The organism is Roseobacter litoralis Och 149 (assembly GCF_000154785.2).
Lineage (GTDB): Bacteria > Pseudomonadota > Alphaproteobacteria > Rhodobacterales > Rhodobacteraceae > Roseobacter > Roseobacter litoralis.
Genome location: NC_015730.1, coordinates 911,297 through 933,716, shown reverse-complemented (window position 1 = coordinate 933,716; position 22,420 = coordinate 911,297). Strand labels below are relative to the sequence as shown.

Below are 22,420 nucleotides of genomic sequence, written 5' to 3'. Positions count from 1 at the left end.
CGTGGGCACCTTGCAGCGTTTCTAGCGCCGCTGACGTATAGGCGTAATTTTGCTGTCAGTTTCCTCAACTCAACACACCATAATGGGTGCTATTGCGTCCAATTAGCCAGTTGGCGGACGCTCCTTTGGAGGTCATTCCGCAAAGTGGGATGGTGGATTCGGGATACCAGCGATTCCCGCATACCGAGTGCACGGGTCATGTTTTGGATGCAGTCCGAAAGCCACATGATGCCAAAAACCACTCAAAGGAGAATGTCATGTCACAAGCCAACAAATACGAGCAGCAGATGCTGGATTTGATAAATGCAGACCGTGCAGAAGTCGGCCTGGATCCTTTAGTATTCAACGCAGACCTCAATGAAGCCAGTGAAGACCACAGCGTATGGATGCTCGACAATGATCGCTTTAGCCATACGGGTGCTGACGGATCCAATTGGCGTGAGCGCATCGAGGCTTCAGGCTATGAATTGGAAGGAAACTGGAAAACCGGCGAAAACATAGCATGGGTCAGCGAAGCCGGTGACAATGGCATGTCAGACGAAGTTGCCCAGCTGCACACCAACCTGATGAACAGCCCTGAACATCGCGCAAACCTCTTGAACCCGGACTTCACGGAAATCGGGATTGGTATCGAGGCCGGTGATTTTGTTGACGACGGGCAGACGCTGGACGCGGTATTTGTCACCCAGAACTTTGGCACAACGAGCGCAAATACCGTCGTACTTCCCGATGCAAGAGCGGACGCGTCGACCGTGGTTGAACCAACACCTGCCGTGGTTGAAGACACAGCACCTGCAGAACCGGAAGTGGCGGAACCAGAAATCACTGCCGGAACCGGCTTTGATATCAAACAGTTCATAGCTTCACGAGGTTTCAGCACAAATCAAGAGACAGACGAAGACGTCGAAGAGATGAGCACGAGCAGCTCAACCACTCAAACCACCAGAAGCAGCATCGAAACCACTGCGGTCGCCAGCCAAGCGGATGGTCCATCGGTCCAGCTTGAGACCGAAGGTAACGTCAGCGGCGGTAGCTCGGCCACAGTCGATGACATAACCGCAGAAGAATTCGTGTCAGAACAATCCACTGATCCGGTCATCGCATCCGCGCAAGACGCCCCGGTTGTGGAAGAAGTGCCTGCCACAGTCGAGCAGGCGCCCCCTGCGGAACCAGAAATCACTGCCGGAACCGGCTTTGATATCGAACAGTTCATGGCTTCACGAGGTTTCAGCACAAATCAAGAGACAGACGAAGACGTCGAAGAAACGAGCACGAGCAGCTCAACCACTCAAACCACCAGAAGCAGTGTCGAAGTCACGTCAGTTGCCAGCGACACGGATGGTCCATCGGTGGATGTGCAAGGCGAAGGGAATTTCAGTGGTGGAGGATCAGCAACAGTCGATGATGTAACTGCAGAAGATGCGGATTCGGGAACCATCGCCATCCCCAGTACAGATGTGCCCATCGTTTCCAGAGTCCTCGATGAAGGCACGGTCGTGTGCGACGATGCGGGCGGTATGGAACTCAGCTCCGATAACTTCGTCTTTGACTTTGGCCCCAACGTGCGATCGGAATCCGGGTCAACGATCAGCAGCGCCAGTATCAGATCGGTCGCCAGTTCAGAGAGCGGCCTGACCGTCGAGGTCTTGGCCATGGAAGGTGACGTAGAGCTGTTCGGAACCGTCAGCATGAATGGCGAAACGCAAAGCATCGCCTTCAGCACGTCAGCGGCAGATTCTTCCGATGTGGCATCGTTCTGCGGATCCGAATTCTTTGATGAGTTCATATTCTGAACGCAGTGAGAGGGGTCTCTTTGACCCCTCTCACTGTAATTCCAAGTCAGACAACCCAACCAAGGATCTTCAGATAGGTGAAGTCAGTTTGCCCGCTGTCCGGTAATCGCCGCTTGCGGCAATGAGAGGGGGAGCTCATTGCGCAGCCTGGTTTTGAACTCGACGCCTGCAGGACGATTTGTGCTTTTCAGGGATCAAATCATCAGCCTTCAGGATAAGCGGCACGACTGCCTCTGACACATGCACAAATCGGATCAAAAATATCCTGCCATGCAGGGAGCATCCACAAAGGATGTTCGCCGAACCTGCGACGTGGCCGTGTGAAAACCCGAAAACAGCGTTTTCTTTGTGCTGACGTCGAGCCCATCGCGACGACTTTCCGCAAGGCGGAGATGACCGATCAATCCAAAGCGGGCAACACAAGGCCGGTTGTCATTTTCGGACTGGGAAGTTATACGTATCAAACAAAAGTTTGTTGTATCTGCTGCTTAGGCATATTGCCTACCAAATTAGACGACATTCCTGCATCAAGAAAATTTAACTGTCGCGCCCCTCGCTGAGGGTGGTGATTTTTGCGCCGATTGTCAGGGAAATCGTTCAAGGCCAGCGTATTGCGCCTCATGGTCACGATCAGGACGAGCGGCGATCATGATCGGCCAACGCAACTAAAAAAACGGTGCGCGGGCAAAGCGGACCTGAGTAGATCAAATTGAAGTAGTGGGGCGGCGCTTTCTCCGTCAGAGGAACCAAAATGACTTTTCCAGAATGGGCGAAACCCGGCATCTACGGTGCTGTAGGTGGTGCAATTGCGATCACGATCCTTGGATTCAGCTGGGGTGGTTGGACAACAGGCGCCACTGCTGAAGAAATGGCCCAGACCTTTGCCACTGAAGAAGTGACGAAGGCCATGGTGCCAGTCTGTCTTGACGCGTCCAAAGCTGACCCGGAGCGCGCGCCTAAACTGGCCGTCATTCAAGAAGCTTCTGCTTTCAACCGCACCAAGGCCGTTATGGATGCAGGTTGGGCGACGCTACCCGGTACTGACATGCCAAACCGCGACCTCGCAAAGGCGTGCATCGACGGGCTTGAGCTTGACGCTTGATAAACCAAAAATGGACCTGCAGTGAATTGCGTAGTGCAGGTCCAAACCACTTAAACATATCCGACAATGCCACGCTGGCGGCCGCACTTCGCATTGCTCTCTCAATCTGCGCCCAGTCGTAGATCGCATCGCCCATTTTCGCAGAAACCGGATCACCGAGGTTGCCAGCGAACCAAGAGGAAACAATCAACGCCTCAATTATGGAGTGGAAACAGAATGAAGTATGAAATCAATCGCCCTCCAAAAGCTGTCATACTGGCAGCAAGCGTTGGATTGCGGCTAAACCCTCAGTTAGACGCATGCGCAAAATGCATGTTATCTGTCGGCGGTTCCATTGTCCTAGAGCGGATGATCCGCAATTGCCTCAGCTGTGGTATATCCCAATTCGTGCTGGTTCTGGGGCACCGGTCTGACGAGATCAGGGAGTTCGTCAACAAGACATTTCGCGGCATCAGGGTCACTTACGTGCTCAATGACCGCTATCACGACAATAACGATTGCCATTCGCTCATGCTGGCGTCCGATGCCGTCGGGATTGCTGAATTTATCAAGTTTGATGCCAATATGGTGTTTGAGACCAGATTTTTGCGGACATTGCTCGACACGCAACTGCCCAATGTGCTGTGCGTTAATTACGGTGCTGCACTTACCAGGAGCGACAGAAAAGTCGTTGTCGACGAACAGATGCGCGTGGTCGAAATCGGCAAGTCCGTCACGTCCAAAACCGCGCGTGGCAAGCTGATCGGGATCGAGAAGATCAGCGCAGTCACAGGACCCCTGCTCTTTTCAGAACTGAAGCAGATGAAGAAAGGTACAGCGGGTGCAAATCTCCACTGCGGGGCCGCTTACGAGCAACTGATCAAGCAGGACGTTCCTTTTCACACGTTAGACACAAAGGGATCGGACTGGACGCGAATTGATACCATCGAAGATTTTGAGGCTGCCAACGCAATGTTTGGATCACCAGTTTCAACAGTATCGCGTGACCAGCAACGAGCGTTTGATGAGGCCGCAGAGGAAACGTCAGACCCAACATGATCCCCCCGCACCATATAACTGCGCGCCCCTAGGTGGTAAGCAGTGACGACCACAGCCACCCCTTGTCATTCCGGCATTGGATCGCTGCACTTTGAAAGGACAGACGATGGCCAAAGGTAATAAACGTGGAAATAAAGAAGCCAAGAAACCAAAACAAGAGAAAGCAAAAATCTCTGCTACAGCCAATTCACTCGCTGGCAAACCCGCGTTGGCGATTGGTGGCAAGAAGGCAAAATAACACGGGGGCGGCGTGGAACATCAACATACTCAGTTAGCCTGAAAAGTACCCATCATTGTTACGTTACATGCCCTTCAGTTCCGCGCCGCAGTTTCCCCAAAGAAAACCCACGATCGAGCCAAACTGCTCTCAAGTATCATCAGCGCCACTGCTGCATTCAGGGACTTAGCCATGACGGAACCAGACGAGAGCACAGCAAAAGTTCACTATATCTGCCAGACATATGTGGAAAAGAAAGTTGGGCGCGATGGGCAAGATAGCTTAAAAATCGACAAGCAATTCGAATATACGACAGCATCTGAGGCACAAAATAGAGCCGAAAGGGAAGCCCAGTCCGAAGACTGCGCAGGCGCTGATGCCTATATCGTGAACGAGGATCCCAACACTGGAGAAGTTGAACCGCCCCGTTTTCTGATAAGGCTGGGCAAGGTTCCTGAATTTGATGAATTTTGACTGCTAAGAAACATAATCGGTAGCATCCCAGCCGGACGCATCACCGAAAGGCCGGGCCATGCGCCCAGACAGTCATTGAATGTCGTGTGCCACGTTTGACCGGTGTTACGTGATGCAGCGTGAAACTGGGGAAAATGCTGACGCACCCCTGTGCGCGACTGGCGGCCAGCACCTGAGCGCCGGGCATGATCTCAAGATCACCACCGTCATAAGAACCAGGCTTGCTTAATTGCAAGACAAGAGTGAGCTTGCGTTTGCGCGCAACTGGCCCGTCACCGATATCCGAATGCCACGCAAAATGACCCCCATCTGTATCCTTGTAAATCGCCACCTGTGGGCTTTCTGCAAATTCCCGCAGATCAAAATCAAAGTGCTCAACATTGGATGCGCGCACAAGCGCGATCAACCGCTCCATCACCCAGCCCATGCCATCGACGTTGTCTATCCAAACCAATTCAGCGTTGCGCAAATTGTGATCCTGCCGCTGACCAACGAGGAGGGCTTCTTTAGTCGGGGTCTGGGCTATCGCCGCGATAATGCGTTCACATTCTCCCGCACTAAACGCACTGGGCATGGAATGGACTGCGATCATTGGTTAGCCCTTTCCAAGCAGAAGCCGCATGCACGGCTTTGAGTGCGGAATGGCGATTAAGACACCATCAGTTCTGGTTTTCTGTGCGCCTGCGATTGCGCCAAAACCATTTGCTTTATTCTTGTAGAAGACGTGCGTGGATTATACCGAACCTGAGCAATTTCTTTGCCCATCTCCCTCAAATAAGCATCCACATCCAGATTGTGCGCCTGGGTGCCCCAATCTTCGCCAATGACAAAGATATCCACGTCCACCGCTATGCAGCCTGACACATATTCCAATTCATGGTAGGGTCGAACGATGTCGACACAGCTAAGCGCTTGCAACATCTCAACGCGCTGCTCCAACGGAACGACAGGAACGTTTGGTTTGTAAAGGTTCACGACCTCATCCGACGCGACGCCGACCGCGAGAACATCACCAAGTGACTTGCAATGGTTCAGCAGAGCAAGATGGCCAACATGGAGTAAATCGAAAGTGCCGACTGTATAGACGATCATTCTACGTATTCTCCTTTTACCTGCCCACAAACAGTGCTAGCTAACGGCATCGAAATGCACGCTAACGTGAATTTTGTCGTTTAGTTTCAAACAATTAAACTGACTTAACCCCAGATTTTCTAAAATCTGGAGTTGTTTGGTGTTTTGAAGACTACGCGTTTCAAATGCACACAGAATGGGAAGCAGAGATTGCCTGTCAAAGATTGAACAGGGGCCTCATCCTCTAACTCAAAGGACCTGCCATGACAACTGAAAACGCCATTTCTCCTCAACGCCCTATTCTGTCTTACATTAAGGATCTGCCCAATATCTGTTCTCTCGCAGGATTGGGCTGCACGCTCTTGGCGATCTATTTTCTGATAACGGGTCTGTATGCCGCTGCCATGATTGGCATGATCTGGGCAGTCGCATTTGATTGGGCCGATGGGCTTATTGCCCGCAAGATGACCGGTCGCACTGGCGATGATCGCAAGTTTGGCGGCCAGCTGGACCTCTTGATTGATATCGTAAGCTATGGCGTCACACCTGCAGTTTTGGTCCTGAGCTATGCCAATTTCAGCCCGGCCTTTTTGCCGGTTGCCTTCATAATGCTCGTCTTCGGTGTGACCCGGCTAAGTTACTTCAGCACTTTTGGCCTGTCGGATGATGCAAAATACACCGGATTGGCTATTGATAATAACAGCATCCTTCTCGTCTTCATCTTTATGTTCGCAGGTTTGTTTGATCAGATGGTGTTCTCGATCATCCTCGCAGCCGCCGGCCTGTGCCTCGCAGGCTTGAATGTCTCCCAGATAAAAACGCCGAAGCTCTCCGGCAATCCCATCAACGTTGCTCTTCTTGCCGCCTATACCCTGGCAGTTTCCATTTTCTACGGATCGACGCTGTTTTAGCTCTGTCATCAATAATAGTCGCCGTTATTTCGCCACTTAGGCGGCGCAGCATAGTTGAGTTGGAAATGCGCGACGATGACCTTGGAATCCCCGATAACGAACGCACGCATCTGATGGCACGCGGTGCGCGCCCGAAAATGAAATCGCGGCGGACAGCTGCCATTCGCTCTTGACCGCTTGAGGCAACGCAGCGGCTGCGGGGGGCTCACAGGGTGAGGTAAAGCACGCTGGGTTTTCTGCGTGCTGGCTCTACGGGTAGCGCTGCCGCTATTGGCAACAACGCTGCCGATAATCCGCTTGGGGTTGAACGGGGGGGCCGATGATTACCTTGTCAAACCTATGGAGGTATCAGAGTTGATTGCGCCGTGCCGTGCCGTTTTGCGCAGACCCGGCAGTTGTTTGAGCGTGGTTCTTAAGGCCGGGTCACTGCGCCTTGATACCGCCCATCGCGAAACACGTATGAACAGCACTCTGCTCGGCGTCGGTCGCCGAGAAGTTGACGTGCTTGAAATCCTGATGCGGCGCAAAAATAAGGTTGTGTCGCGTCGCGCCCTCGCAGAAAGCCTCTGTGACCAAGATGCAGACATCACACCAAATGCGGATGATGCAGCCGTATCGCGTTTGCGGCGCAGGCTGGAAGCTTCCAAGGCAGACATCAGCATGCGGACACTACGCGGCATTGGCTGGATGTTGCTGGATGGGAGCGACTTGCGAAGATGACGCAAAAACGCGAGCGAGGGTCCTCACGCTTAACGCGGCGACTGATATGGATTTCCGCTGCGGCGCTGATTGCGAACATTGCTTTTGTCGCCATCTACGATGTTGCCGACGACAGTGCGCTTTTGGCAGATGCCGTCAGTCGCGAGATCAGCTATCTTGATCAGGCCGTGCTGGCAGCGTCTGCAAACGCTGTGCGTATTCAGGATGCGGTTCGGCCTCATTTCACAAATTATCCCGATGCCTATGGATATGTGCTGGTGGATTCACAGAACCGTCTCATCGACAGCATGAACCAAGAATTGCTCCCCACCAATCTGCTGGGAAGTCCGATTGAACTGGATGACTGGATTACACGCGAGGCGGCTCTTGGCGAGATGGAAACCTACGCATCGCACGTCATCTTTGGGCCGGAAGGACGTTATCGCGTCTACTTTGCAATGATCGGCGATCCGGCCAACTTGATCAGAGCAGAGATTTTGGGCAAATTTTTTGACCATGTCCTGCGTCCCGTGCTTCCGACTTTGGATATCTTGATTGGTGGTGTGCTTTTGAGAATTCGCCGCGACTTGAGGCCGGTCGCGGAGGCCGCGGGCTGGGCAAGGGAAATTTGGCCCGACAAGCCATCAGATTTATTCCAACACGATAATCCACTCGCTGAAATCAAGAATCTGACAGACGCAGTCAGCCGTGCGGTTGACAGGCTTAACAGTGAACTGGAGAGCGAAAAGCGACGTACCGCACACGCCTTGTGAACGCCCGTGGCAATTCTGGTTGCGCGGTTGGGCAACCTGTCGGATGACCCAGCGCTCGACCCCATGCGTGATGACGTCAAGGCACTGTCGCGAACAGTCACTCAATACCTTTTGTCCTCGGGCGCGGATCGAATGGAGGTTGGCCAAGATGACCCTTTTGACCTGAATGAGGTGGCGTAAGAAGCGGTCAAGGCGCTCACGCCGTTGGCCCTCATGAGCGGGTCGTCGGCGGCGTTCCAAGCTGCGCACGCGGCACTACCTCGGTGCTGACATCTGCTTTGTCGAAGTGAAACTGAAGTCGCTTCGGAAAGTCACGGCCAAGAAACGCCTGCCGCATGACCCTTCGGCACTGGACCAGTTGACCGCCCCGGCCATGCAGTTCGCCGAAAATCCCACCTCGGTCACTACGGTCGAGGGCTGAACGCGCCCTATCTGCTGGTCATGCAGATGCAGTACGAAAGGATGACACTTGTTGCCCGTGCGGGGGGTGAGCGCATGACGATTGATCGCAATTTGCAGTTCTGGAACGCTGGGAATGAGGCCGCGAGTTCACCCAAAATAGTTGTCGTTGAGACGAAATCAGCCTTTGGTCGGGGGATTGCCGACACGGTCCTGCGCAGCAATGGCTACCACCACGTCGGCTCGTGTTCCAAATACTGCATCGGTCTTGCCGCACTTGGAATTGTGCCGCGATTTAACAAGTTCTTGCCCGCTTTCCGGCGCCTGTTGCCACATATAACCTCCACCCAAACGGCAGAGAATCCGGCTTTTCTGGCCGCATGAGGGTTCGGCTTTTGTTACATGCCCTGCCCCACTCGGGCCAGATCATCCGCTGTGTTTTCTGCCGGTTATGTCTCACACCTGAGGCAAAAGAGAACACGGTGATGGCCGCGCAGGTATCGGGGCATCTCCCGCCCACTCTTTTCGGAAACGGGATGTCAGAAGCACCCCTCCCCCAGTTCGCGCAGCGCGGCCATCCGGCAACGTTTCTCTCAGTAGTGGCGACCTGTGGACCCGCCAAGCGAGGATCGCAATCACAAATGATCTGCGCGCACCGAAAGCAAAACCTGCCACGCTTCACTGAATGAAATTCGGCATCAGCCAGCGTGGCAGCGCCAGAATAAGATCAGGCACAAGAATAATGATCAACAACACAAAGATCATTGGCAGCAAGATGACGACCACGTCTTTCAGCGCTTCGATCAGTCTTATTTTGCCAATCGCGGCACTGATCAGCAGACAGAGCCCATAGGGCGGTGTGACCAGCCCAAACGCAAGGCTCATGATACCTATGATCCCGAAATGGATCGGGTGCATCCCCACATGCTGCGTCACCGGGAATAACACCGTGCCCAGAATAATGATCGCGGGAATCGCGTCGATGAACATGCCAATCAGAAGGAACGCAAGGGCACACATGATCCCAATGCCGATGACGCCCAGACCGAGCTGGTCAATATAGGCCACCAATGTGGCAGGGATTTTGAAATAAGCCAGACACCATCCAAAGGCAGATGCGGTGCCGATGCAGAACAGCGTAATCGCGGCGAAACGCGCGCTGTCGTAAAGGATATGCGGCAGTTGGCGCGGCGTGATCGTACGATAGATAAACATGCCCAGAAACAGCGAATAAAGGACGGCGACCACCGAGGCTTCGGTCGGTGTGAAAAACCCACCAACAATCCCGCCCACGATGATCAGCGGCGTCATGAGCGCCAAGGACGCGCCAGCCGCCGCGCGGAAGAGTTCGACGAGTGTGGAGCGTGTGTGCACCGGATAGCCCCGCCGCTTGGCGTAGATATAGACCGTTACCATCTGCGAGCCCGCGATGAGAATGCCGGGGATCACACCAGCCAGAAACAGCCCCCCGATCGAAACCGACATCAGCCCACCCCAGACGATCATCAGGATCGAGGGCGGAATAATAACCCCCATGACGCTGGAACAGGCCGTGATGGCCACCGCGAAAGATGAATCGTACCCCTCTTTCTTCATCTGCGGGATCAAAAGCGATCCGATGCCCGCCGCATCGGCGGTCGATGACCCGGAGGTGCCGGCAAACAGCATGGAGACGACCACATTCACATGCCCTACCCCACCCGGCAGATGCCCAACCATCGCGCGCGCAAGGCGGATCAGCCGATCCGTTATACCAGCCGCATTCATCAGATTGGCCGCCAGCAGAAAAAACGGGACCGCCAGAAGGATGAAAGCGTTATAGCTCTTGAACATCTCGCGCATGAGCAGAACGGGCGTCAGGCGGTCCTCGATGAAAAAGACCGGCACGACGGCCAGCCCGAGCGCAAAGGCAACTGGCACGCGCAGCGCGACAAGAATGCCAAAAGTGCCAAACAGAATGGCAGCGACTTCACCCGGCCCCATCGACCATTCCCTTCTTGAACACTTGAAAATCATCGAATATGCGCTCAACGGTAAAAAGTGCCCACGTGCCCCCCGCGATGGGCCAGGCGACATAGATCATCCACATGGGCAGTCCGAATATTTCGGACTGTTGTCGTGCGCCGAGCACAAAGAAATCGCGCCCCCACCACAGAAACGACAGCGCCATCACAAGGATGGACAAGTGCACAAACAGTTTGGAGGCGAACTCGATATGCCGGTTCTGGGTATGGGGCAACACATCAACGTCGAAATGGGTGCCGTCCCGAACGGCGATCATCGCACCGATCAGGATGATCCAGACAAAGCAGAAACGCGCGATCTCTTCCGTCCAGATGTAACGCGGTACCATTCCGGTGTACCGGCTCAGGATCTGCATCGTCACCGGAACGATCAGCGCGGCCATCAACAGAGTGATAAGAAACTTCAGAAGGCGATAATAGCCTTCGAGAAACATACGCATGGCGCGTCTCGTTTTGTCTGAGTGGTGGGCAGGTTCCGCGTCACGAGGACACGGAACCCGGATAGATCAGTTTACGGCTTCAATCGCTTCTAGGACGTCAGTCGCGCCCAGTTCTTCGGCATATGACCGCTTCACAGGACCGGCGAGTTCCAAAAGCTTGTCGCGCTCCGTAAACTCATGGGTTTTGAGCAAGCCTGCATATTCCATCGCCGACAGTTTTTCGCTGTCCTGACCGCTTTCAAGATCGCGGCCCAGCTTGCCACCAGCCTTGCCCGCTTCCATCACGCAGGCCTGTTCTTCTGGCGTCAGCCGCTCAAACGTCGCGTTTGAGAATGCAATTGGCCTGACGGTGATGGCATGCCGTGTCAGCGAAATCTCTGGACCAACCTCGTAGAACTTCATCTGTTCGATGCCTGCCGCCTCGTTCTCGGCCGCGTCGATTACGCCGGTCTGGATGGCGTTATAGACTTCGCTATAGGCGATGACCGAGGGGGCCGCCTTGATGGCTTCGAAGATACGGGTCTGGATCGGTGCTCCCATGACGCGCATTGGCAGCCCTTGGAGTTCTTCCATCGTGGTCACGGGCTTGTTCACGATCAGGTTGCGCGTGCCACCGCCCGCGTAGCCGATCAGCCGCACATCCGCCTGCTGCAGAACGTCCGCGGCGAGCGGAGCAAGAGCATCCTGTTCCATTACGGCATTCCAGTGATCCAGATCACGAAACAGGAACGGCATGTCCATCAAGGGCGCTTTCTGCGAGAAAGTCGACATATGCGATGGGCTGACAATGGCGTAATCCACCGCGATGCCCTGGCTCATGTTTTCAAAATAATCCTTCTCCAGCCCAAGCTCTGAATTCAGATGCAGATCAAAGATGAGCGAGCCACCGGAACATTCGCCCGCGACGCGCTCAAACTCCCGCAATGCTTTGGTAAAGGCGTGAGATTCGTCGAACTGCACAGCGCCCACAAGTTCGGTCGCCGACGTCGTCGTGGCCCCCGATGCCAATGCAATGCATGTTGCTACAGCCAAGTATTTCATACAATCCTCCCAGTTTTCTGGCGGCTACTAGACGGCCACCCGGAGACTACAGTATGGTTTGAGTCTGACCGTATACGCAACAACTGTTTATTTACCAAAGTCCTTTGCAGCCGAAAGTAATCTGGACCTGCGAGGGTCTGTCAGGAGTCCCTTCATGTCGGAACATGCTTTGAGAATACCCGAGTTCAAAGGCAAACGCATTCTGATCACTGGCGCATCAACCGGCATCGGAGCGGCGCTGGCAGAGGCATTTGCATCACAGGGGGCACATGTCGGTGTGCATTACAATTCAAGCAGTGAAGCTGCGGAAACAGTGGCGCGCAACATAGAGGCTAAAGGCGGCAAAGCGCATCTGATCCGAGCGGATGCGTCAGACAGTGCGGCGATGGGCGCTGCGGTTGAAGCCGCCTCAGCGGCACTCGGCGGCCTTGACGGGCTCATCAACAATGCCGGTGGGATGGTCAGGCGGGTTGCCTACGCCGAAGTGACCGACACAGATTACGACGACATCATGGATTTAAACGCCCGTTCAATCCTTGTGGCCTCCAAGGCTGCCTTCCCCCATCTAAAGGTGAGCGGCGGTTTCGTCATACATACATCCTCGATTGCAGCCAGAAACGGCGCGAGCAACGGTGCCGGGCTTTATGGCTCGTCAAAGGCATTCGTTTCAAACGTCACCCGGGGTATGGCCAAAGAATGGATCGCCCATGGTATCCGGGTGAACGCGGTCGCGCCCGGTGTGATTGATACGCCATTTCATGAACGCTACTCGACCGCAGCGCAGATGGACGCGATGCTGGCAACCATTCCGCAAGGGCGTTTGGGAAGCGCTAAGGACTGCGTCGGCGCATACCTCTTTCTGGCGTCAAATCGTCTGGCGGGATATATCATTGGCCAGACGATCGAAGTGAACGGCGGACAGCTTATGCCTTAACCCGCAGCGCAAAACCGCATGGGTGATGGATGCCGCTGCGTATGACGCGTTGAATCAGTTTGACGACCCGACCGAAAAAAATTAGCCGTTTATGCACCAGGGGCGCTGAAAAGCTGAGACGTACCCTTCGAACCTGAACCAGATAGTGCTGGCGGAGGGAGGTTGTATGTCTACTTGTGCTGCATACATCGCACCTCTTTTTGCTTGCAAAAAGAGGAAACACAATGGCCCCACATGACCTGCTGACTGCGCTGCGCGACCAGAATCCTTTGGTGCACTGCATAACGAACTACGTGGCGATGAATGTCGCGGCAAACGTCGTTTTGGCAGCGGGTGCATCACCCGCCATGGTCCATGCGCCCGAGGAAATCGCCGAATTTACACCTGTTTGCGGCGCATTGACGATCAATATCGGAACACTGTCAGCGCCTTGGCAGGCCAGTATGGTGGCGGCGGCAACGGCGGCCAATGCGCAGAATATCCCGTGGGTTCTGGATCCCGTTGCGCACTTCATCTCCGATTATCGCAAACGTGCAGCGCAGCTTCTGCTCGCACAACGCCCTACGATCCTGCGCGGCAACGCATCTGAAATTCTGGCACTGGCCGGGGAAGCAGGGGCTGGGAAAGGGGCCGACAGTGGGGACAGCGTAGAGGCCGCTCAGGGGGCTGCCAAATCGCTTGCGACCCAGTTTGGGTCGGTCGTCGCGATCACCGGCCCCGTTGATTATCTGACCGATGGCACCCGCGAGGCGCAGGTTTCGGGCGGCTCGCCCCTGATGCCGCAGATTACCGCTCTGGGCTGTTCTCAGACCGCATTGATGGGCGCATATGCAGCCACAGGCCCGGCTTTCGACGCGGCGCTCGCCGCCCTTGCGCATTTCAAAGTCGCAGGCAGTGCCGCTGCAAAGCGCGCCGAGGGGCCGGGCAGCTTTCAGGTCCATTTCCTTGATGCACTTGCCAACACACAGCCCGCTGATTTGGCACAGGTCATCGGATGACGGGCCAGTTGAAAGATCACTTGCGGCTCTATCTGGTGACCGACCCACAGCTTTGTGCGCAAACGGGCATCGTGGAGACCGTGCGCCGTGCGGTGGCGGGTGGGGTGACGATGGTGCAACTGCGTGCCAAACACGCCACCACCGCGCAGCGCATTGACCTCGCGATGGCGCTCAAGGCCGCCTTGCAGGGCACCGGTGTGCCGCTCGTCATCAATGATGATGTCACTGCTGCAGTCGCCGCGGATGCAGATGGCGCGCATATCGGTCAGGGCGATATTGCGCCGGACAAAGCCCGCGCGATGCTCGGCCCCGACAGAATTCTGGGGCTGTCGTGCGAAACGCCGCAGACCGTGCGCGACGCGGACCCGGCCTATGTGGATTACCTTGGGCTCGGCCCTGTTTTTGGCACGGATACGAAAACCGACCACGCGCAGCCCACGGGTTTTGACGGACTGGCCGATCTGATCGCGCTGTCGTCTTTGCCGAATGTTGCGATTGGCGGCCTCAAGCCCGACCATATAGATGGTGTGCTTGCCAGCGGAGCGGATGGCATGGCCGTCGTTTCAGCCATCTGCGGTCAGGCCGACCCAAAGGCGGCGGCACGCGCATTTCACTCCTTCAAACCGGAGCACAAAACATGATCCCAAACGTCCTGAGTATCGCAGGTTCTGACCCCTCCGGAGGCGCGGGGGTTCAGGCCGACATCAAGGCAATTTCAGCCAATGGTGCCTTTGCCATGGCGGCCATCACGGCGTTGACTGCACAGAATACGCAGGGCGTGACTGGTATTCATCCGGTTCCGCCCGCGTTCGTCCAAGCGCAGATCACAGCCATCTTTGCTGACATCCGCGTCGATGCGATCAAGATCGGTATGATTGCCAATGCTGAGATCGCAGCCGCTGTGGCAGATGCGTTGCAGGGGAACAGCGACATCCCCATCGTGCTTGATCCAGTGATGATTGCCAAAGGGGGTGCCGCGCTGCTGGAGCCGGAGGCGGTGGATACCCTGCGCGCGTCCTTGTTGCCGATGGCAACCGTACTGACGCCAAACCTGCCCGAAGCCGCCCATCTGCTTGGTATGGCCATCGCCACAACACGCGACGAGATGGCCGCGCAAGGCGCTGCACTTTGCGCCCTTGGTGCCAAGGCGGCACTGATCAAAGGCGGGCACCTTGACGAGCCTCACAGCCCTGATTACCTTGTCATCACAGAGGCCGTGACATGGTGTGACGCAAATCGCGCCGACACATCCAACACCCATGGCACCGGCTGCACGCTGTCATCGGCCCTGGCCGCGCAATTGGCCAAAGGACTGCCCCGCGCCGCTGCCACAGCTGCCGCCAAATCCTATGTCGCACAGGCCATTGCGCATGCAGACGCCTTGTTCGTGGGTACAGGCCACGGGCCGACGCACCATTTCGCATCCCTTTACGCGCAATGAAAGTGAATGACCTATGACGTCTTTACACTGTGACACCACCCTGAACTTCGCCGTCACAGGACAAAAAGCGGGCCACCTTGCACAGATCAGCAACACCGCAAGAGATGGGGCCGCACTATGACCGGTTCTGTGTATGGGGAGACCTTTTCGCTCTGGCGTGCAGGATGCCCTGAACCCTGGCAGACATATACCCACCATGATTTCGTGGAAGGGCTGCGAGATGGATCGCTGCCGCGCGCCGCGTTTCTCCATTACCTTGTTCAGGACTACGTGTTCCTCGTTCATTTCGCGCAGGCATGGTCGCTGGCTGTGGTCAAGTCTGAGACGCTGGATGAGATGAAGTATGGTGCCAGAGCCGTTGATGCCTTGGTCAATCACGAGATGGCCCTTCATGTGCAAACCTGCGCAGCCGAAGGCATTGATGAAGCAACGCTATATGCCGCCCGTGAAGAATTCGAGAACCTTGCCTATACCCGCTACGTCATGGACGCGGGGCTGCAGGGGGATTTGCTTGATCTGTTGGCTGCACTCGCACCCTGTTGTTTCGGCTATGGCGAAATCGGTACACGACTGGCCGCAACAGCCGCCCCTGACACGCCCTATGGCGACTGGATCAGCACCTAAAGCGTCATGCGAAAAACCTGAATCACGTAGCGCTGCCTGAAATTAAAGATTTCAACGCGTTACGTGATACTTGATGTTTCAGGTATTTCGTCAGACGCTCTATGCCGATGCCGCTTATCAGAAGGCCATGACTTCGGTGGGCGTCTTGATCGATGCGGCGGTGACACGACGTTTGGGGCCTCATCCGAGTGCTTCGCCACGATGGCCGCAGTTACAAGCCCGCTTTGCCACCGCCACCTGGTTGGAAATCGGTTTTTGGGATATGGGATTGCGCGGCGTGTGAACAACGCACGCGCCCTTTGCCGAGCCATGCCGCCTGCCCTCGCGGGGCAGCTGGCAGTTGCGCAGATCGCCGGGTCCTGCGGGATCAGTCAGGCTGATCCGTCAAATCGGAGTCCAGGACGCTTTGCGCGGTGGCCTCGTCTATCACCAGATGGGTCGCGAGCTTCCCAAGCAAGGCAGCCCGGATGGCGGCTGTTTTATGCAGACCTCCGGCCACACAAATGCGACGCGGGATCGCGTGTAAATTCTCCAGCGTCGCGCCAATCAGCTGGTCATGCACCGGCGAGCGCACTTCATTGCCGTCGGCATCTATGAAAAGCCCCATGATGACAGCCAAAGCGCCGTCTGCCTCTACAGCGTTCAGCGTCTCAGCTTTATGCACATTATGGGTGGAAATTGTCGAACCCGCGCCCAATTCGCCGACACCGAACAAAGCGGTGGAGGCGTTGCGGATCACCTCGAATTGGGCCGCAATCGAGGGTTCCGCCATCAGGCTGGCTTTGACTTCGGCATTGGAAACAACCGCAGGGGCAAGGATGTTGACGCATTTGGCGCGCAAGCGATTGGCCAACAGAGACGAACACAGTTCGGGTGAAAAATCACTGGCCATACCGTCCGGACTGGCCACCAGTTGGCATACCGTGATGTCATCCAACCGCGTATGCCCGGGCACGGATTGCGCAACGGCAGCGACGGTGCGCCCCCAGGCCACGGCAAGCGTTTCCCCGTCCTTCAGATTGCCAACCAGCATGATAGAGGCGGCACGGCCCAGCCTCTTCAAATCATCGGCGCCTTCCAGCGAGGGAATGATGAGGGCCTCTTGCAGACCAAAATGATCTGCCATCTGACGGGACAAGGCCACATGTGAGGCGACGGTCGTGTCAATTTCGATTTTAACGAGGCCGCGTTCTTTCGCCTCGGCCAACAGTTTGATGACAGTCACACGCGACGTGCCCAACCGGTCGGCGATTTCTTTCTGTGTCAGTTCATCAACATAATAGAGCCATGCCGCCCAAACAGCCGCATCGGAAAACTCAACTGGTTTTTTCAAACGTTTCATATGCGCAGTCAATTCTAGTAGCGACGAGGAACACTCTTGACCCACCCCAGCTACTAGCACAACTCAGATACACATGTATATTTGTAATTTACATTTGTAAATTTGCTGCTACTTTATGCCGACTTTCGGACACCGATCCAGCAATGGGAGCAGCAACGCCATGGACTTAACGGAAATGGACAGCCGCAACTGGACGACCTTGATCGACGATATCGTTGCAGGTGACTTCTATGATGCCGAGGCTGGCAAGAAGGTTTCCGTCCCCTACGAGTCCATCGTCTTCAGGGAGAGCCTTGATGGGATGGAAGAAGCGCTTGTTGGCAGGCTGAAGCTTGGAGAAAAGCTCGCTGTTGTTGCCGATGAGAACACGTATGACGTATTGGGCGGGCGCGTCGCGCGCGCACTCAAACCCATCGGCGGCGAGGCGGCAATCGTTCTGAAAAACCCCCATGCGGACATGCAGACGGCAGCCGCACTGGCGGACCAACTCAAAGGATATGACAGCGTCATCGCGGTCGGCTCAGGCACCCTCAATGACCTGTGCAAATACGTCACCGCGCAGGACGGACGGCGCTATGCTGTGTTTTCCACTGCGGCCTCGATGAACGGATATACGTCAACCACGGCCAGCATGACACTGGACTCCGGCTTGAAGGTTTCGCTGCCAGCGCAAGCCCCGGCCGGGTTCTTCGTGGATATGGCTGTCTCTGCGGCGGCACCCTCGCATCTTAGCGCATCGGGGTTTGCCGATTGCGTTGCCCGCTCGGTGGCGCAGGTGGATTGGTGGATGTCGCACCGTTTGCTCGGCACGCTCTATCGCTCCGTACCGTTTGACATCCAGATCGCGGATGAAATCGAATTGAACAAATGTGCCCATCTTTTGCCTCAGGGCGATATCGAAGCGACGGCACGGCTTTATCGCGTGTTGACGCTCTGCGGGCTCGGCATCGGTTTTATCGGCATGTCCAATCCCGGTTCCATGGGCGAACATCAGATCTCGCACTACATTGATTGCTTTGCAGGGGCGCGGCATCCCGGCACGCTGCATGGGCAACAGGTGGGTGTGGCCAGCCTGACCATGGCACGCATTCAGCAGGGACTTCTGGCGCAGGATAGCGCACCGGTGATGAAACCGACGCCGATTGATACCGAAGGGATGAAAAAGCGCATGGGCACCGCCGCCACCGACTGCATCGAACAACTGCGGCGCAAGGCACTGGACGGTGACGCCTTGGACGCGGTCAATCACAAACTGGCCACCCTATGGCCTGAGCTTCAGCGCGAGTTACGCCAATTCATGATCCCGGTCCAGGAGATGGAGAAGCTGCTCGCGGATGCAGGCGCGCCAACGACCGCTGCGGACCTTGGAATTGACCTTGAATTTTACCGCGAGGCCGTGCGCCATGGACATGAGATGCGAGACAGGTTCTCCTTTGTCGATATCGCCGCTAATGCCGGTCAGCTTGAGCAATTCATCGCGATCCAGACGTAAGCCATTTCAGGGGAGGGTAAGATGAGCACAAAACCATTGGTCGCAATTACGGGCGCCAGCTCCGGTATCGGGGCCGCCGTGGCGAAAACCTTTTCGGATGCCGGGCACCCTGTCTTGTTGATGGCGCGCCGCCTTGACCGGATGGAGGCGCTGAACCTGCCCAATGCGGTGTGTTGCGAGGTTGACGTGCGTGACCGTGCCCAGATCCGGGCGGCTGTCGAAAAGGGCGAAGCCGCATACGGCCCCGTCGATATGATGTTCTGCAACGCCGGTATTGCGCGGCTCGCTGATATCGGCACGCAACCCCCCGAAGAATGGGATGAGATGATCGACATCAACACCAAGGGTGTGATGAACGCGGTGCATGCCGTGATGTCGGACATGATGGAGCGCCGCGCAGGCACGCTGTTCATGATGAGCTCGATTGCCGGGCGCAAGGTCTATCCGGATCATACGGTCTATTGCGGCACCAAGTTCTTTGTCCACGCGGTGTCGGAATCCTTGCGCGAATATCTGTCCGATTACGATGTGCGGGTCATCGTTCTGTCCCCCGGCATCATCGAAACCGAGGTCCTTGGCGCGGTGAATGACCCCAATACGCTCAAGGCCTATCAGGACAACAAGAAAAAGATCGGCGGCGGGATCGGCCCGGAGCATGTGGCATCCATCATGTTGCACAGCTATCAGATGCCACAAAACGCTCTGATCCAGGAAATTTGCATCACGCCAACGCGGCAAAAGTTCTGAAGACCGGCAATGGATAATGTCGCAGAGATGTGGGGGCGAGAGATGCGTCAGCGACTGTTGGAAACGATGCGGCGAGGGTTATGACAGAGCATCCTGAAATCAAAGACTGTGTTATTGGAATCGATTCATCGACCACCGCGACCAAGGCGATCGCATGGACGCGCGAGGGAAAGTTCGTGGCCGAAGGGCGGTGTCCCATCGCGCTTTCCAATCCCAAACCGGGTCATTTTGAACAAGACGCGCAAGACTGGTGGCTGAGCACGAAAGAGGCGCTGCGCGAGGTGACGGGCCAGATTGATGCGCGCCGCGTTGCAGCCGTTGCCGTTTCCAATCAACGCGAGACCTTTTGCGTTTTTGGCGCGGATGAAAAGCCGTTACTGCCCGGCAGCCTCTGGCTCGATGAACGCGCGACAGGCCAGCAGCGCAGCTTTGCCGCAAAATACGGCGCGGAGAAAATTCGCGCCCTCTCCGGCAAGCCGGTGGATGTCATTGTCCCGATCTATCGCATGCTGTGGATCGCCGAAAACCACCCGGATATCTATGCCCGGATCCGCCATTTCGCGGATGTGAATTGCTTTATCACCCGCAATCTGACCGGGTGTTGGGCGACGTCGCTGGCCTCGGCCGACCCGATGGGCATGGTGGATATGAAACACGGGTGCTGGTCGCACGAACTGCTGGACGCGGCGGGCATTGACGCGGCGATCCTGCCTGACTTGTATCGCCCCGGTGCAGTGATCGGACCGCTCACGGCGCAAGCCGCAGAGGCAACCGGGCTGCCTGAGGGTATTCCGGTCGTCGCGGGCGGCGGGGATGGTCAATGCGCGGCCACTGGCACCGGAACCGTTGAACCCGGCATCGCTTATATGAACCTAGGCACGGCGCTGGTTGCGGGGTGCTATTCCCCGGAATATGCCCATTCGCAGGCGTTTCGTACGGAAATTGCGGTCGCCGGAGAAGGCTACATCTATGAAACACTGCTCAAGGCCGGCACATTCCTGATCGACTGGATGACAGAGCAGTTGGCGCAGGTCAAAAAGGAAGATCAGACAGCCTTTCTGAACGCCCTCGAAAAAGAAGCACAACAAAGCCCGATCGGCGCGAACGGCCTGATCGTGCTGCCCTACTGGCAGGGATCGATGACGCCAAACTGGGACAGCGATGCGCGCGGGGTGATCGCCGGTCTTTCCGGGTCGACGCAAACCGGCGACATTTACCGCGCCATACTCGAAGGCCTCGCACTTGATACGGCACTTGCGTTTGACAAAGCGCGTGAGGCGACGGGCCGTCGGTTGAACAAGGTTGTCGCGATTGGCGGTGGCTCCTCTTCTGATCTGTTTCTTTCGATCATGGCCGACGCGTTGAATGTTGAGGTGCTGCAATCAGATGTCCGTGAAGCATCCTCGCTTGGGGCCGGAATGGCAGCAGCGCATGGGGCCGGATGGTATCCAACCCTGTCAGAGGCTTCTCTTGCCATGAAAGGCGAGATCGTGAAAACCGTGCAGCCCAACCCCGAACGCGTCAAACGCTACGAAGCATTGCGCGGGCACTATGAAAAACTGTGGCCGCTGCTGTCCGACTGGAACGCCGGGCTGCGCAAGTTCACTGAGGAACAACAATGAGTTATGCAGCAGTCCTGTCTACCGAGGCCGCCTTTGATCGATATGAGCAGGTCCGGGATCGCTTGCCGGGCGCGCAGTTCTGCGCAACACCACAGGCCTGCCGCACGCTCGAAGATGTCGCACCGTATGTGGACGCCTTTGTACTGGATGCCTTTGGGGTCCTGAATGTAGGGGCCACTCCCATTCCCGGTGCGGTCGATCGCATCGCGAAATTGCGCGCCATGGGCAAACGGCTGATCGTGCTGACCAATGCCGCGAGCGACGATCATGCCTTTGCCGTGGCCAAGTTCCGGGGTCTGGGGTTTGATTTTTCCGCCGATGAGATCGTGACCAGCCGCGATGTCTGCGTTCAGAATATCCAAGCGGATTTACCAAAGGGCCGCTGGGGCGCTGTGTGCAAGGCAAGCGACACGTTAGAGGACATTGATCTGGATATCGTGGCTTGGACAGCGGACACGCAGCCCGCGGTGGATGGTTTTTTAATGCTGTCCAGCGAGCGCATCGATGACGCGCTTATGCAGGCGTTGGAACAGGCTCTGCTTGCCCAAAAGCGCCCGCTTGTCTGCGCCAACCCTGATCTTGTGGCCCCGCGTGAAACCGGACTTAGTTGCGAGCCCGGCTTTTTCACCCATGCGCTGGCAGATCGCACCGGCGTTGTGCCGCAGTTTTTCGGCAAACCTTTCGGGAACGCCTTTCAGGCGGTCATGGAACGCCTCGGCGCGGCCTCACCAGACCGCGTGGCCATGGTCGGTGACACATTGCACACAGACGTGTTGGGCGGTGCTGCGGCGGGGATGAAAACCGTGCTGATTGAGGATCACGGGCTGTTCAAAGGTCACGACGTCGGCGCTTACATGCGCAGGTGTGGTATTCGACCCGACTTTGTCTGCCCGACGACCTGATCCCCCTTACCTGTGACACAACCATATGCCCCGAAAGGCCGCGATCTCACCTGTGAAGCGGCAGGTGAGCAGCGCAAAGCGCACCGTGCCAAATATGGTACAGGCTGTACGCTCAGACCATTCTTTACACATGTAAACTACCTCTTTTTTTTTGTTTTTTATTGGTATAGGGTTTCAAGGGGATAGCTTGGTCTCAGGTTGGATATTGTCTTTGTGTTTTCTTCTTCGAATGCGCTGCACATAACGGGCTTCGACAAGGGTTGACTAAAAAACAGTTCCAGACACCAAGGTAAGGGAGGACATTCAGATGAGTTTGCGCGAAAGCCACACTGCCAT

The 22,420-nt window shown here is 56.1% G+C and carries 24 protein-coding genes, 2 pseudogenes and 1 riboswitch; of the genes and pseudogenes, 20 read left to right on the top strand and 6 right to left on the bottom strand.

From position 1 onward, the window contains the following. The first annotated feature begins 257 nt into the window (after positions 1-257). The 5 genes from RLO149_RS22845 (at position 258) to RLO149_RS04250 (ending at position 4,624) form a co-directional block, all read left to right on the top strand. Positions 258-1,793, top strand: coding sequence for a CAP domain-containing protein (locus tag RLO149_RS22845; RefSeq protein ID WP_158308136.1), 1,536 nt, complete (start codon positions 258-260; stop codon positions 1,791-1,793). Positions 1,794-2,544: 751 nt separating this feature from the next. Beyond that, positions 2,545-2,895 (top strand): hypothetical protein, encoded by a 351-nt coding sequence (locus tag RLO149_RS04260; protein ID WP_013960835.1) that lies wholly within the window; start codon positions 2,545-2,547, stop codon positions 2,893-2,895. A gap of 312 nt (positions 2,896-3,207) precedes the next feature. After that, a complete protein-coding gene (locus RLO149_RS04255; RefSeq protein WP_342626650.1) occupies positions 3,208-3,933 on the top strand; it encodes a phosphocholine cytidylyltransferase family protein in 726 nt (241 codons plus the stop codon). Positions 3,934-4,039: 106 nt separating this feature from the next. Beyond that, complete coding sequence (locus RLO149_RS24340) at positions 4,040-4,171, top strand: hypothetical protein (RefSeq protein WP_259650597.1); 132 nt, start codon at positions 4,040-4,042, stop codon at positions 4,169-4,171. Positions 4,172-4,342: 171 nt separating this feature from the next. Then, on the top strand, positions 4,343-4,624 hold the full coding sequence (locus RLO149_RS04250) for a hypothetical protein (RefSeq protein WP_013960833.1): 282 nt from the start codon (positions 4,343-4,345) through the stop codon (positions 4,622-4,624). Between the two features lie 40 nt (positions 4,625-4,664). Here RLO149_RS04250 and RLO149_RS04245 read toward each other — a convergent pair whose 3' ends face one another. Together RLO149_RS04245 and RLO149_RS04240 are read right to left on the bottom strand one after the other, a co-directional pair. Then, positions 4,665-5,216 (bottom strand): 2OG-Fe(II) oxygenase, encoded by a 552-nt coding sequence (locus RLO149_RS04245; protein WP_013960832.1) that lies wholly within the window; start codon positions 5,214-5,216, stop codon positions 4,665-4,667. 56 nt (positions 5,217-5,272) lie between these two features. After that, entirely contained in the window at positions 5,273-5,716 is a 444-nt protein-coding gene (locus RLO149_RS04240; RefSeq protein WP_013960831.1) for an FAD synthase family protein, read from the bottom strand. A gap of 242 nt (positions 5,717-5,958) precedes the next feature. Between RLO149_RS04240 and RLO149_RS04235 the strand changes: the two genes are divergently transcribed. From RLO149_RS04235 to RLO149_RS22840, 6 genes and pseudogenes are all read left to right on the top strand, one after another. Beyond that, on the top strand, positions 5,959-6,606 hold the full coding sequence (locus RLO149_RS04235; RefSeq protein WP_013960830.1) for a CDP-alcohol phosphatidyltransferase family protein: 648 nt from the start codon (positions 5,959-5,961) through the stop codon (positions 6,604-6,606). Between the two features lie 240 nt (positions 6,607-6,846). Further along, positions 6,847-7,326 carry a response regulator transcription factor gene (locus tag RLO149_RS04230; protein WP_013960829.1) on the top strand — a complete coding sequence of 160 codons (480 nt, stop codon included), beginning with the start codon at positions 6,847-6,849 and terminating at the stop codon, positions 7,324-7,326. Continuing rightward, positions 7,323-8,078: a cache domain-containing protein gene (locus RLO149_RS04225; protein WP_013960828.1), complete on the top strand. Its 756-nt coding sequence runs from the start codon at positions 7,323-7,325 to the stop codon at positions 8,076-8,078. The genes RLO149_RS04230 and RLO149_RS04225 overlap by 4 nt, the downstream gene beginning before the upstream one ends. Before the next feature lie 6 nt (positions 8,079-8,084). Continuing rightward, the gene (locus RLO149_RS23750; protein WP_158308135.1) at positions 8,085-8,258 is read left to right on the top strand and encodes a hypothetical protein; all 174 of its coding nucleotides are present in this window, start codon (positions 8,085-8,087) and stop codon (positions 8,256-8,258) included. A 52-nt stretch (positions 8,259-8,310) separates the two neighbouring features. Next, positions 8,311-8,499 (top strand): annotated as a pseudogene (locus tag RLO149_RS24335) (hypothetical protein); the annotation flags it as partial. Positions 8,500-8,519: 20 nt separating this feature from the next. Beyond that, the gene (locus tag RLO149_RS22840; RefSeq protein ID WP_342626649.1) at positions 8,520-8,861 is read left to right on the top strand and encodes a VTC domain-containing protein; all 342 of its coding nucleotides are present in this window, start codon (positions 8,520-8,522) and stop codon (positions 8,859-8,861) included. Between the two features lie 294 nt (positions 8,862-9,155). Here RLO149_RS22840 and RLO149_RS04215 read toward each other — a convergent pair whose 3' ends face one another. From RLO149_RS04215 to RLO149_RS04205, 3 genes are all read right to left on the bottom strand, one after another. Beyond that, positions 9,156-10,460 carry a TRAP transporter large permease gene (locus RLO149_RS04215; protein ID WP_013960825.1) on the bottom strand — a complete coding sequence of 435 codons (1,305 nt, stop codon included), beginning with the start codon at positions 10,458-10,460 and terminating at the stop codon, positions 9,156-9,158. Then, positions 10,447-10,941 (bottom strand): TRAP transporter small permease, encoded by a 495-nt coding sequence (locus RLO149_RS04210; RefSeq protein WP_013960824.1) that lies wholly within the window; start codon positions 10,939-10,941, stop codon positions 10,447-10,449. The genes RLO149_RS04215 and RLO149_RS04210 overlap by 14 nt, the downstream gene beginning before the upstream one ends. 66 nt (positions 10,942-11,007) lie before the next feature. Continuing rightward, complete coding sequence (locus tag RLO149_RS04205) at positions 11,008-11,982, bottom strand: TRAP transporter substrate-binding protein (RefSeq protein ID WP_013960823.1); 975 nt, start codon at positions 11,980-11,982, stop codon at positions 11,008-11,010. Positions 11,983-12,136: 154 nt separating this feature from the next. Here RLO149_RS04205 and RLO149_RS04200 point away from each other — a divergent pair, with 154 nt between their 5' ends. From RLO149_RS04200 to RLO149_RS24455, 5 genes and pseudogenes are all read left to right on the top strand, one after another. Further along, on the top strand, positions 12,137-12,916 hold the full coding sequence (locus tag RLO149_RS04200; RefSeq protein WP_013960822.1) for an SDR family NAD(P)-dependent oxidoreductase: 780 nt from the start codon (positions 12,137-12,139) through the stop codon (positions 12,914-12,916). An 88-nt stretch (positions 12,917-13,004) separates the two neighbouring features. Next, positions 13,005-13,094: riboswitch (TPP riboswitch) on the top strand. A gap of 46 nt (positions 13,095-13,140) precedes the next feature. After that, the gene (gene thiM, locus RLO149_RS04195) at positions 13,141-13,914 is read left to right on the top strand and encodes a hydroxyethylthiazole kinase (protein WP_013960821.1); all 774 of its coding nucleotides are present in this window, start codon (positions 13,141-13,143) and stop codon (positions 13,912-13,914) included. Further along, the gene (thiE, locus tag RLO149_RS04190) at positions 13,911-14,555 is read left to right on the top strand and encodes a thiamine phosphate synthase (RefSeq protein WP_013960820.1); all 645 of its coding nucleotides are present in this window, start codon (positions 13,911-13,913) and stop codon (positions 14,553-14,555) included. Before thiM ends, thiE begins: the two co-directional genes overlap by 4 nt. Continuing rightward, complete coding sequence (gene thiD, locus RLO149_RS04185) at positions 14,552-15,355, top strand: bifunctional hydroxymethylpyrimidine kinase/phosphomethylpyrimidine kinase (protein ID WP_013960819.1); 804 nt, start codon at positions 14,552-14,554, stop codon at positions 15,353-15,355. Before thiE ends, thiD begins: the two co-directional genes overlap by 4 nt. Positions 15,356-15,472: 117 nt before the next feature. Beyond that, positions 15,473-16,262: pseudogene (locus RLO149_RS24455) on the top strand (TenA family protein). Positions 16,263-16,346: 84 nt separating this feature from the next. Here the strand turns inward: RLO149_RS24455 and RLO149_RS04170 are convergent. Next, the gene (locus tag RLO149_RS04170; RefSeq protein ID WP_013960818.1) at positions 16,347-17,321 is read right to left on the bottom strand and encodes a sugar-binding transcriptional regulator; all 975 of its coding nucleotides are present in this window, start codon (positions 17,319-17,321) and stop codon (positions 16,347-16,349) included. A gap of 160 nt (positions 17,322-17,481) precedes the next feature. Here RLO149_RS04170 and RLO149_RS04165 point away from each other — a divergent pair, with 160 nt between their 5' ends. The 4 genes from RLO149_RS04165 (at position 17,482) to RLO149_RS04150 (ending at position 22,084) form a co-directional block, all read left to right on the top strand. Further along, entirely contained in the window at positions 17,482-18,813 is a 1,332-nt protein-coding gene (locus tag RLO149_RS04165) for an iron-containing alcohol dehydrogenase (protein WP_013960817.1), read from the top strand. 21 nt (positions 18,814-18,834) lie between these two features. Continuing rightward, positions 18,835-19,560 (top strand): SDR family oxidoreductase, encoded by a 726-nt coding sequence (locus RLO149_RS04160; RefSeq protein WP_013960816.1) that lies wholly within the window; start codon positions 18,835-18,837, stop codon positions 19,558-19,560. An 80-nt stretch (positions 19,561-19,640) separates the two neighbouring features. Then, the gene (locus tag RLO149_RS04155; protein WP_013960815.1) at positions 19,641-21,182 is read left to right on the top strand and encodes a xylulokinase; all 1,542 of its coding nucleotides are present in this window, start codon (positions 19,641-19,643) and stop codon (positions 21,180-21,182) included. Further along, the gene (locus tag RLO149_RS04150; RefSeq protein WP_013960814.1) at positions 21,179-22,084 is read left to right on the top strand and encodes a TIGR01459 family HAD-type hydrolase; all 906 of its coding nucleotides are present in this window, start codon (positions 21,179-21,181) and stop codon (positions 22,082-22,084) included. Before RLO149_RS04155 ends, RLO149_RS04150 begins: the two co-directional genes overlap by 4 nt. Positions 22,085-22,420 lie beyond the last annotated feature (336 nt).

Excerpts from the sequence above, each read along its gene's own strand:
- RLO149_RS04250 (WP_013960833.1), top strand. The coding sequence starts at position 4,343 with ATGACGGAACCAGACGAGAGCACAGCAAAAGTTCACTATATCTGCCAG.
- thiE (WP_013960820.1), top strand. The coding sequence starts at position 13,911 with ATGACGGGCCAGTTGAAAGATCACTTGCGGCTCTATCTGGTGACCGAC.
- RLO149_RS24340 (WP_259650597.1), top strand. The coding sequence starts at position 4,040 with ATGGCCAAAGGTAATAAACGTGGAAATAAAGAAGCCAAGAAACCAAAA.
- RLO149_RS04160 (WP_013960816.1), top strand. The coding sequence starts at position 18,835 with ATGAGCACAAAACCATTGGTCGCAATTACGGGCGCCAGCTCCGGTATC.
- RLO149_RS04215 (WP_013960825.1), bottom strand. The coding sequence starts at position 10,460 with ATGGGGCCGGGTGAAGTCGCTGCCATTCTGTTTGGCACTTTTGGCATT.
- RLO149_RS04210 (WP_013960824.1), bottom strand. The coding sequence starts at position 10,941 with ATGCGTATGTTTCTCGAAGGCTATTATCGCCTTCTGAAGTTTCTTATC.
- RLO149_RS04235 (WP_013960830.1), top strand. The coding sequence starts at position 5,959 with ATGACAACTGAAAACGCCATTTCTCCTCAACGCCCTATTCTGTCTTAC.
- RLO149_RS04225 (WP_013960828.1), top strand. The coding sequence starts at position 7,323 with ATGACGCAAAAACGCGAGCGAGGGTCCTCACGCTTAACGCGGCGACTG.
- RLO149_RS04245 (WP_013960832.1), bottom strand. The coding sequence starts at position 5,216 with ATGATCGCAGTCCATTCCATGCCCAGTGCGTTTAGTGCGGGAGAATGT.
- RLO149_RS22845 (WP_158308136.1), top strand. The coding sequence starts at position 258 with ATGTCACAAGCCAACAAATACGAGCAGCAGATGCTGGATTTGATAAAT.
- RLO149_RS04260 (WP_013960835.1), top strand. The coding sequence starts at position 2,545 with ATGACTTTTCCAGAATGGGCGAAACCCGGCATCTACGGTGCTGTAGGT.
- RLO149_RS04255 (WP_342626650.1), top strand. The coding sequence starts at position 3,208 with ATGTTATCTGTCGGCGGTTCCATTGTCCTAGAGCGGATGATCCGCAAT.
- RLO149_RS04200 (WP_013960822.1), top strand. The coding sequence starts at position 12,137 with ATGTCGGAACATGCTTTGAGAATACCCGAGTTCAAAGGCAAACGCATT.
- thiD (WP_013960819.1), top strand. The coding sequence starts at position 14,552 with ATGATCCCAAACGTCCTGAGTATCGCAGGTTCTGACCCCTCCGGAGGC.
- RLO149_RS04150 (WP_013960814.1), top strand. The coding sequence starts at position 21,179 with ATGAGTTATGCAGCAGTCCTGTCTACCGAGGCCGCCTTTGATCGATAT.
- RLO149_RS04165 (WP_013960817.1), top strand. The coding sequence starts at position 17,482 with ATGGACTTAACGGAAATGGACAGCCGCAACTGGACGACCTTGATCGAC.
- RLO149_RS04205 (WP_013960823.1), bottom strand. The coding sequence starts at position 11,982 with ATGAAATACTTGGCTGTAGCAACATGCATTGCATTGGCATCGGGGGCC.
- RLO149_RS04240 (WP_013960831.1), bottom strand. The coding sequence starts at position 5,716 with ATGATCGTCTATACAGTCGGCACTTTCGATTTACTCCATGTTGGCCAT.
- thiM (WP_013960821.1), top strand. The coding sequence starts at position 13,141 with ATGGCCCCACATGACCTGCTGACTGCGCTGCGCGACCAGAATCCTTTG.
- RLO149_RS04155 (WP_013960815.1), top strand. The coding sequence starts at position 19,641 with ATGACAGAGCATCCTGAAATCAAAGACTGTGTTATTGGAATCGATTCA.
- RLO149_RS22840 (WP_342626649.1), top strand. The coding sequence starts at position 8,520 with ATGCAGATGCAGTACGAAAGGATGACACTTGTTGCCCGTGCGGGGGGT.
- RLO149_RS04170 (WP_013960818.1), bottom strand. The coding sequence starts at position 17,321 with ATGAAACGTTTGAAAAAACCAGTTGAGTTTTCCGATGCGGCTGTTTGG.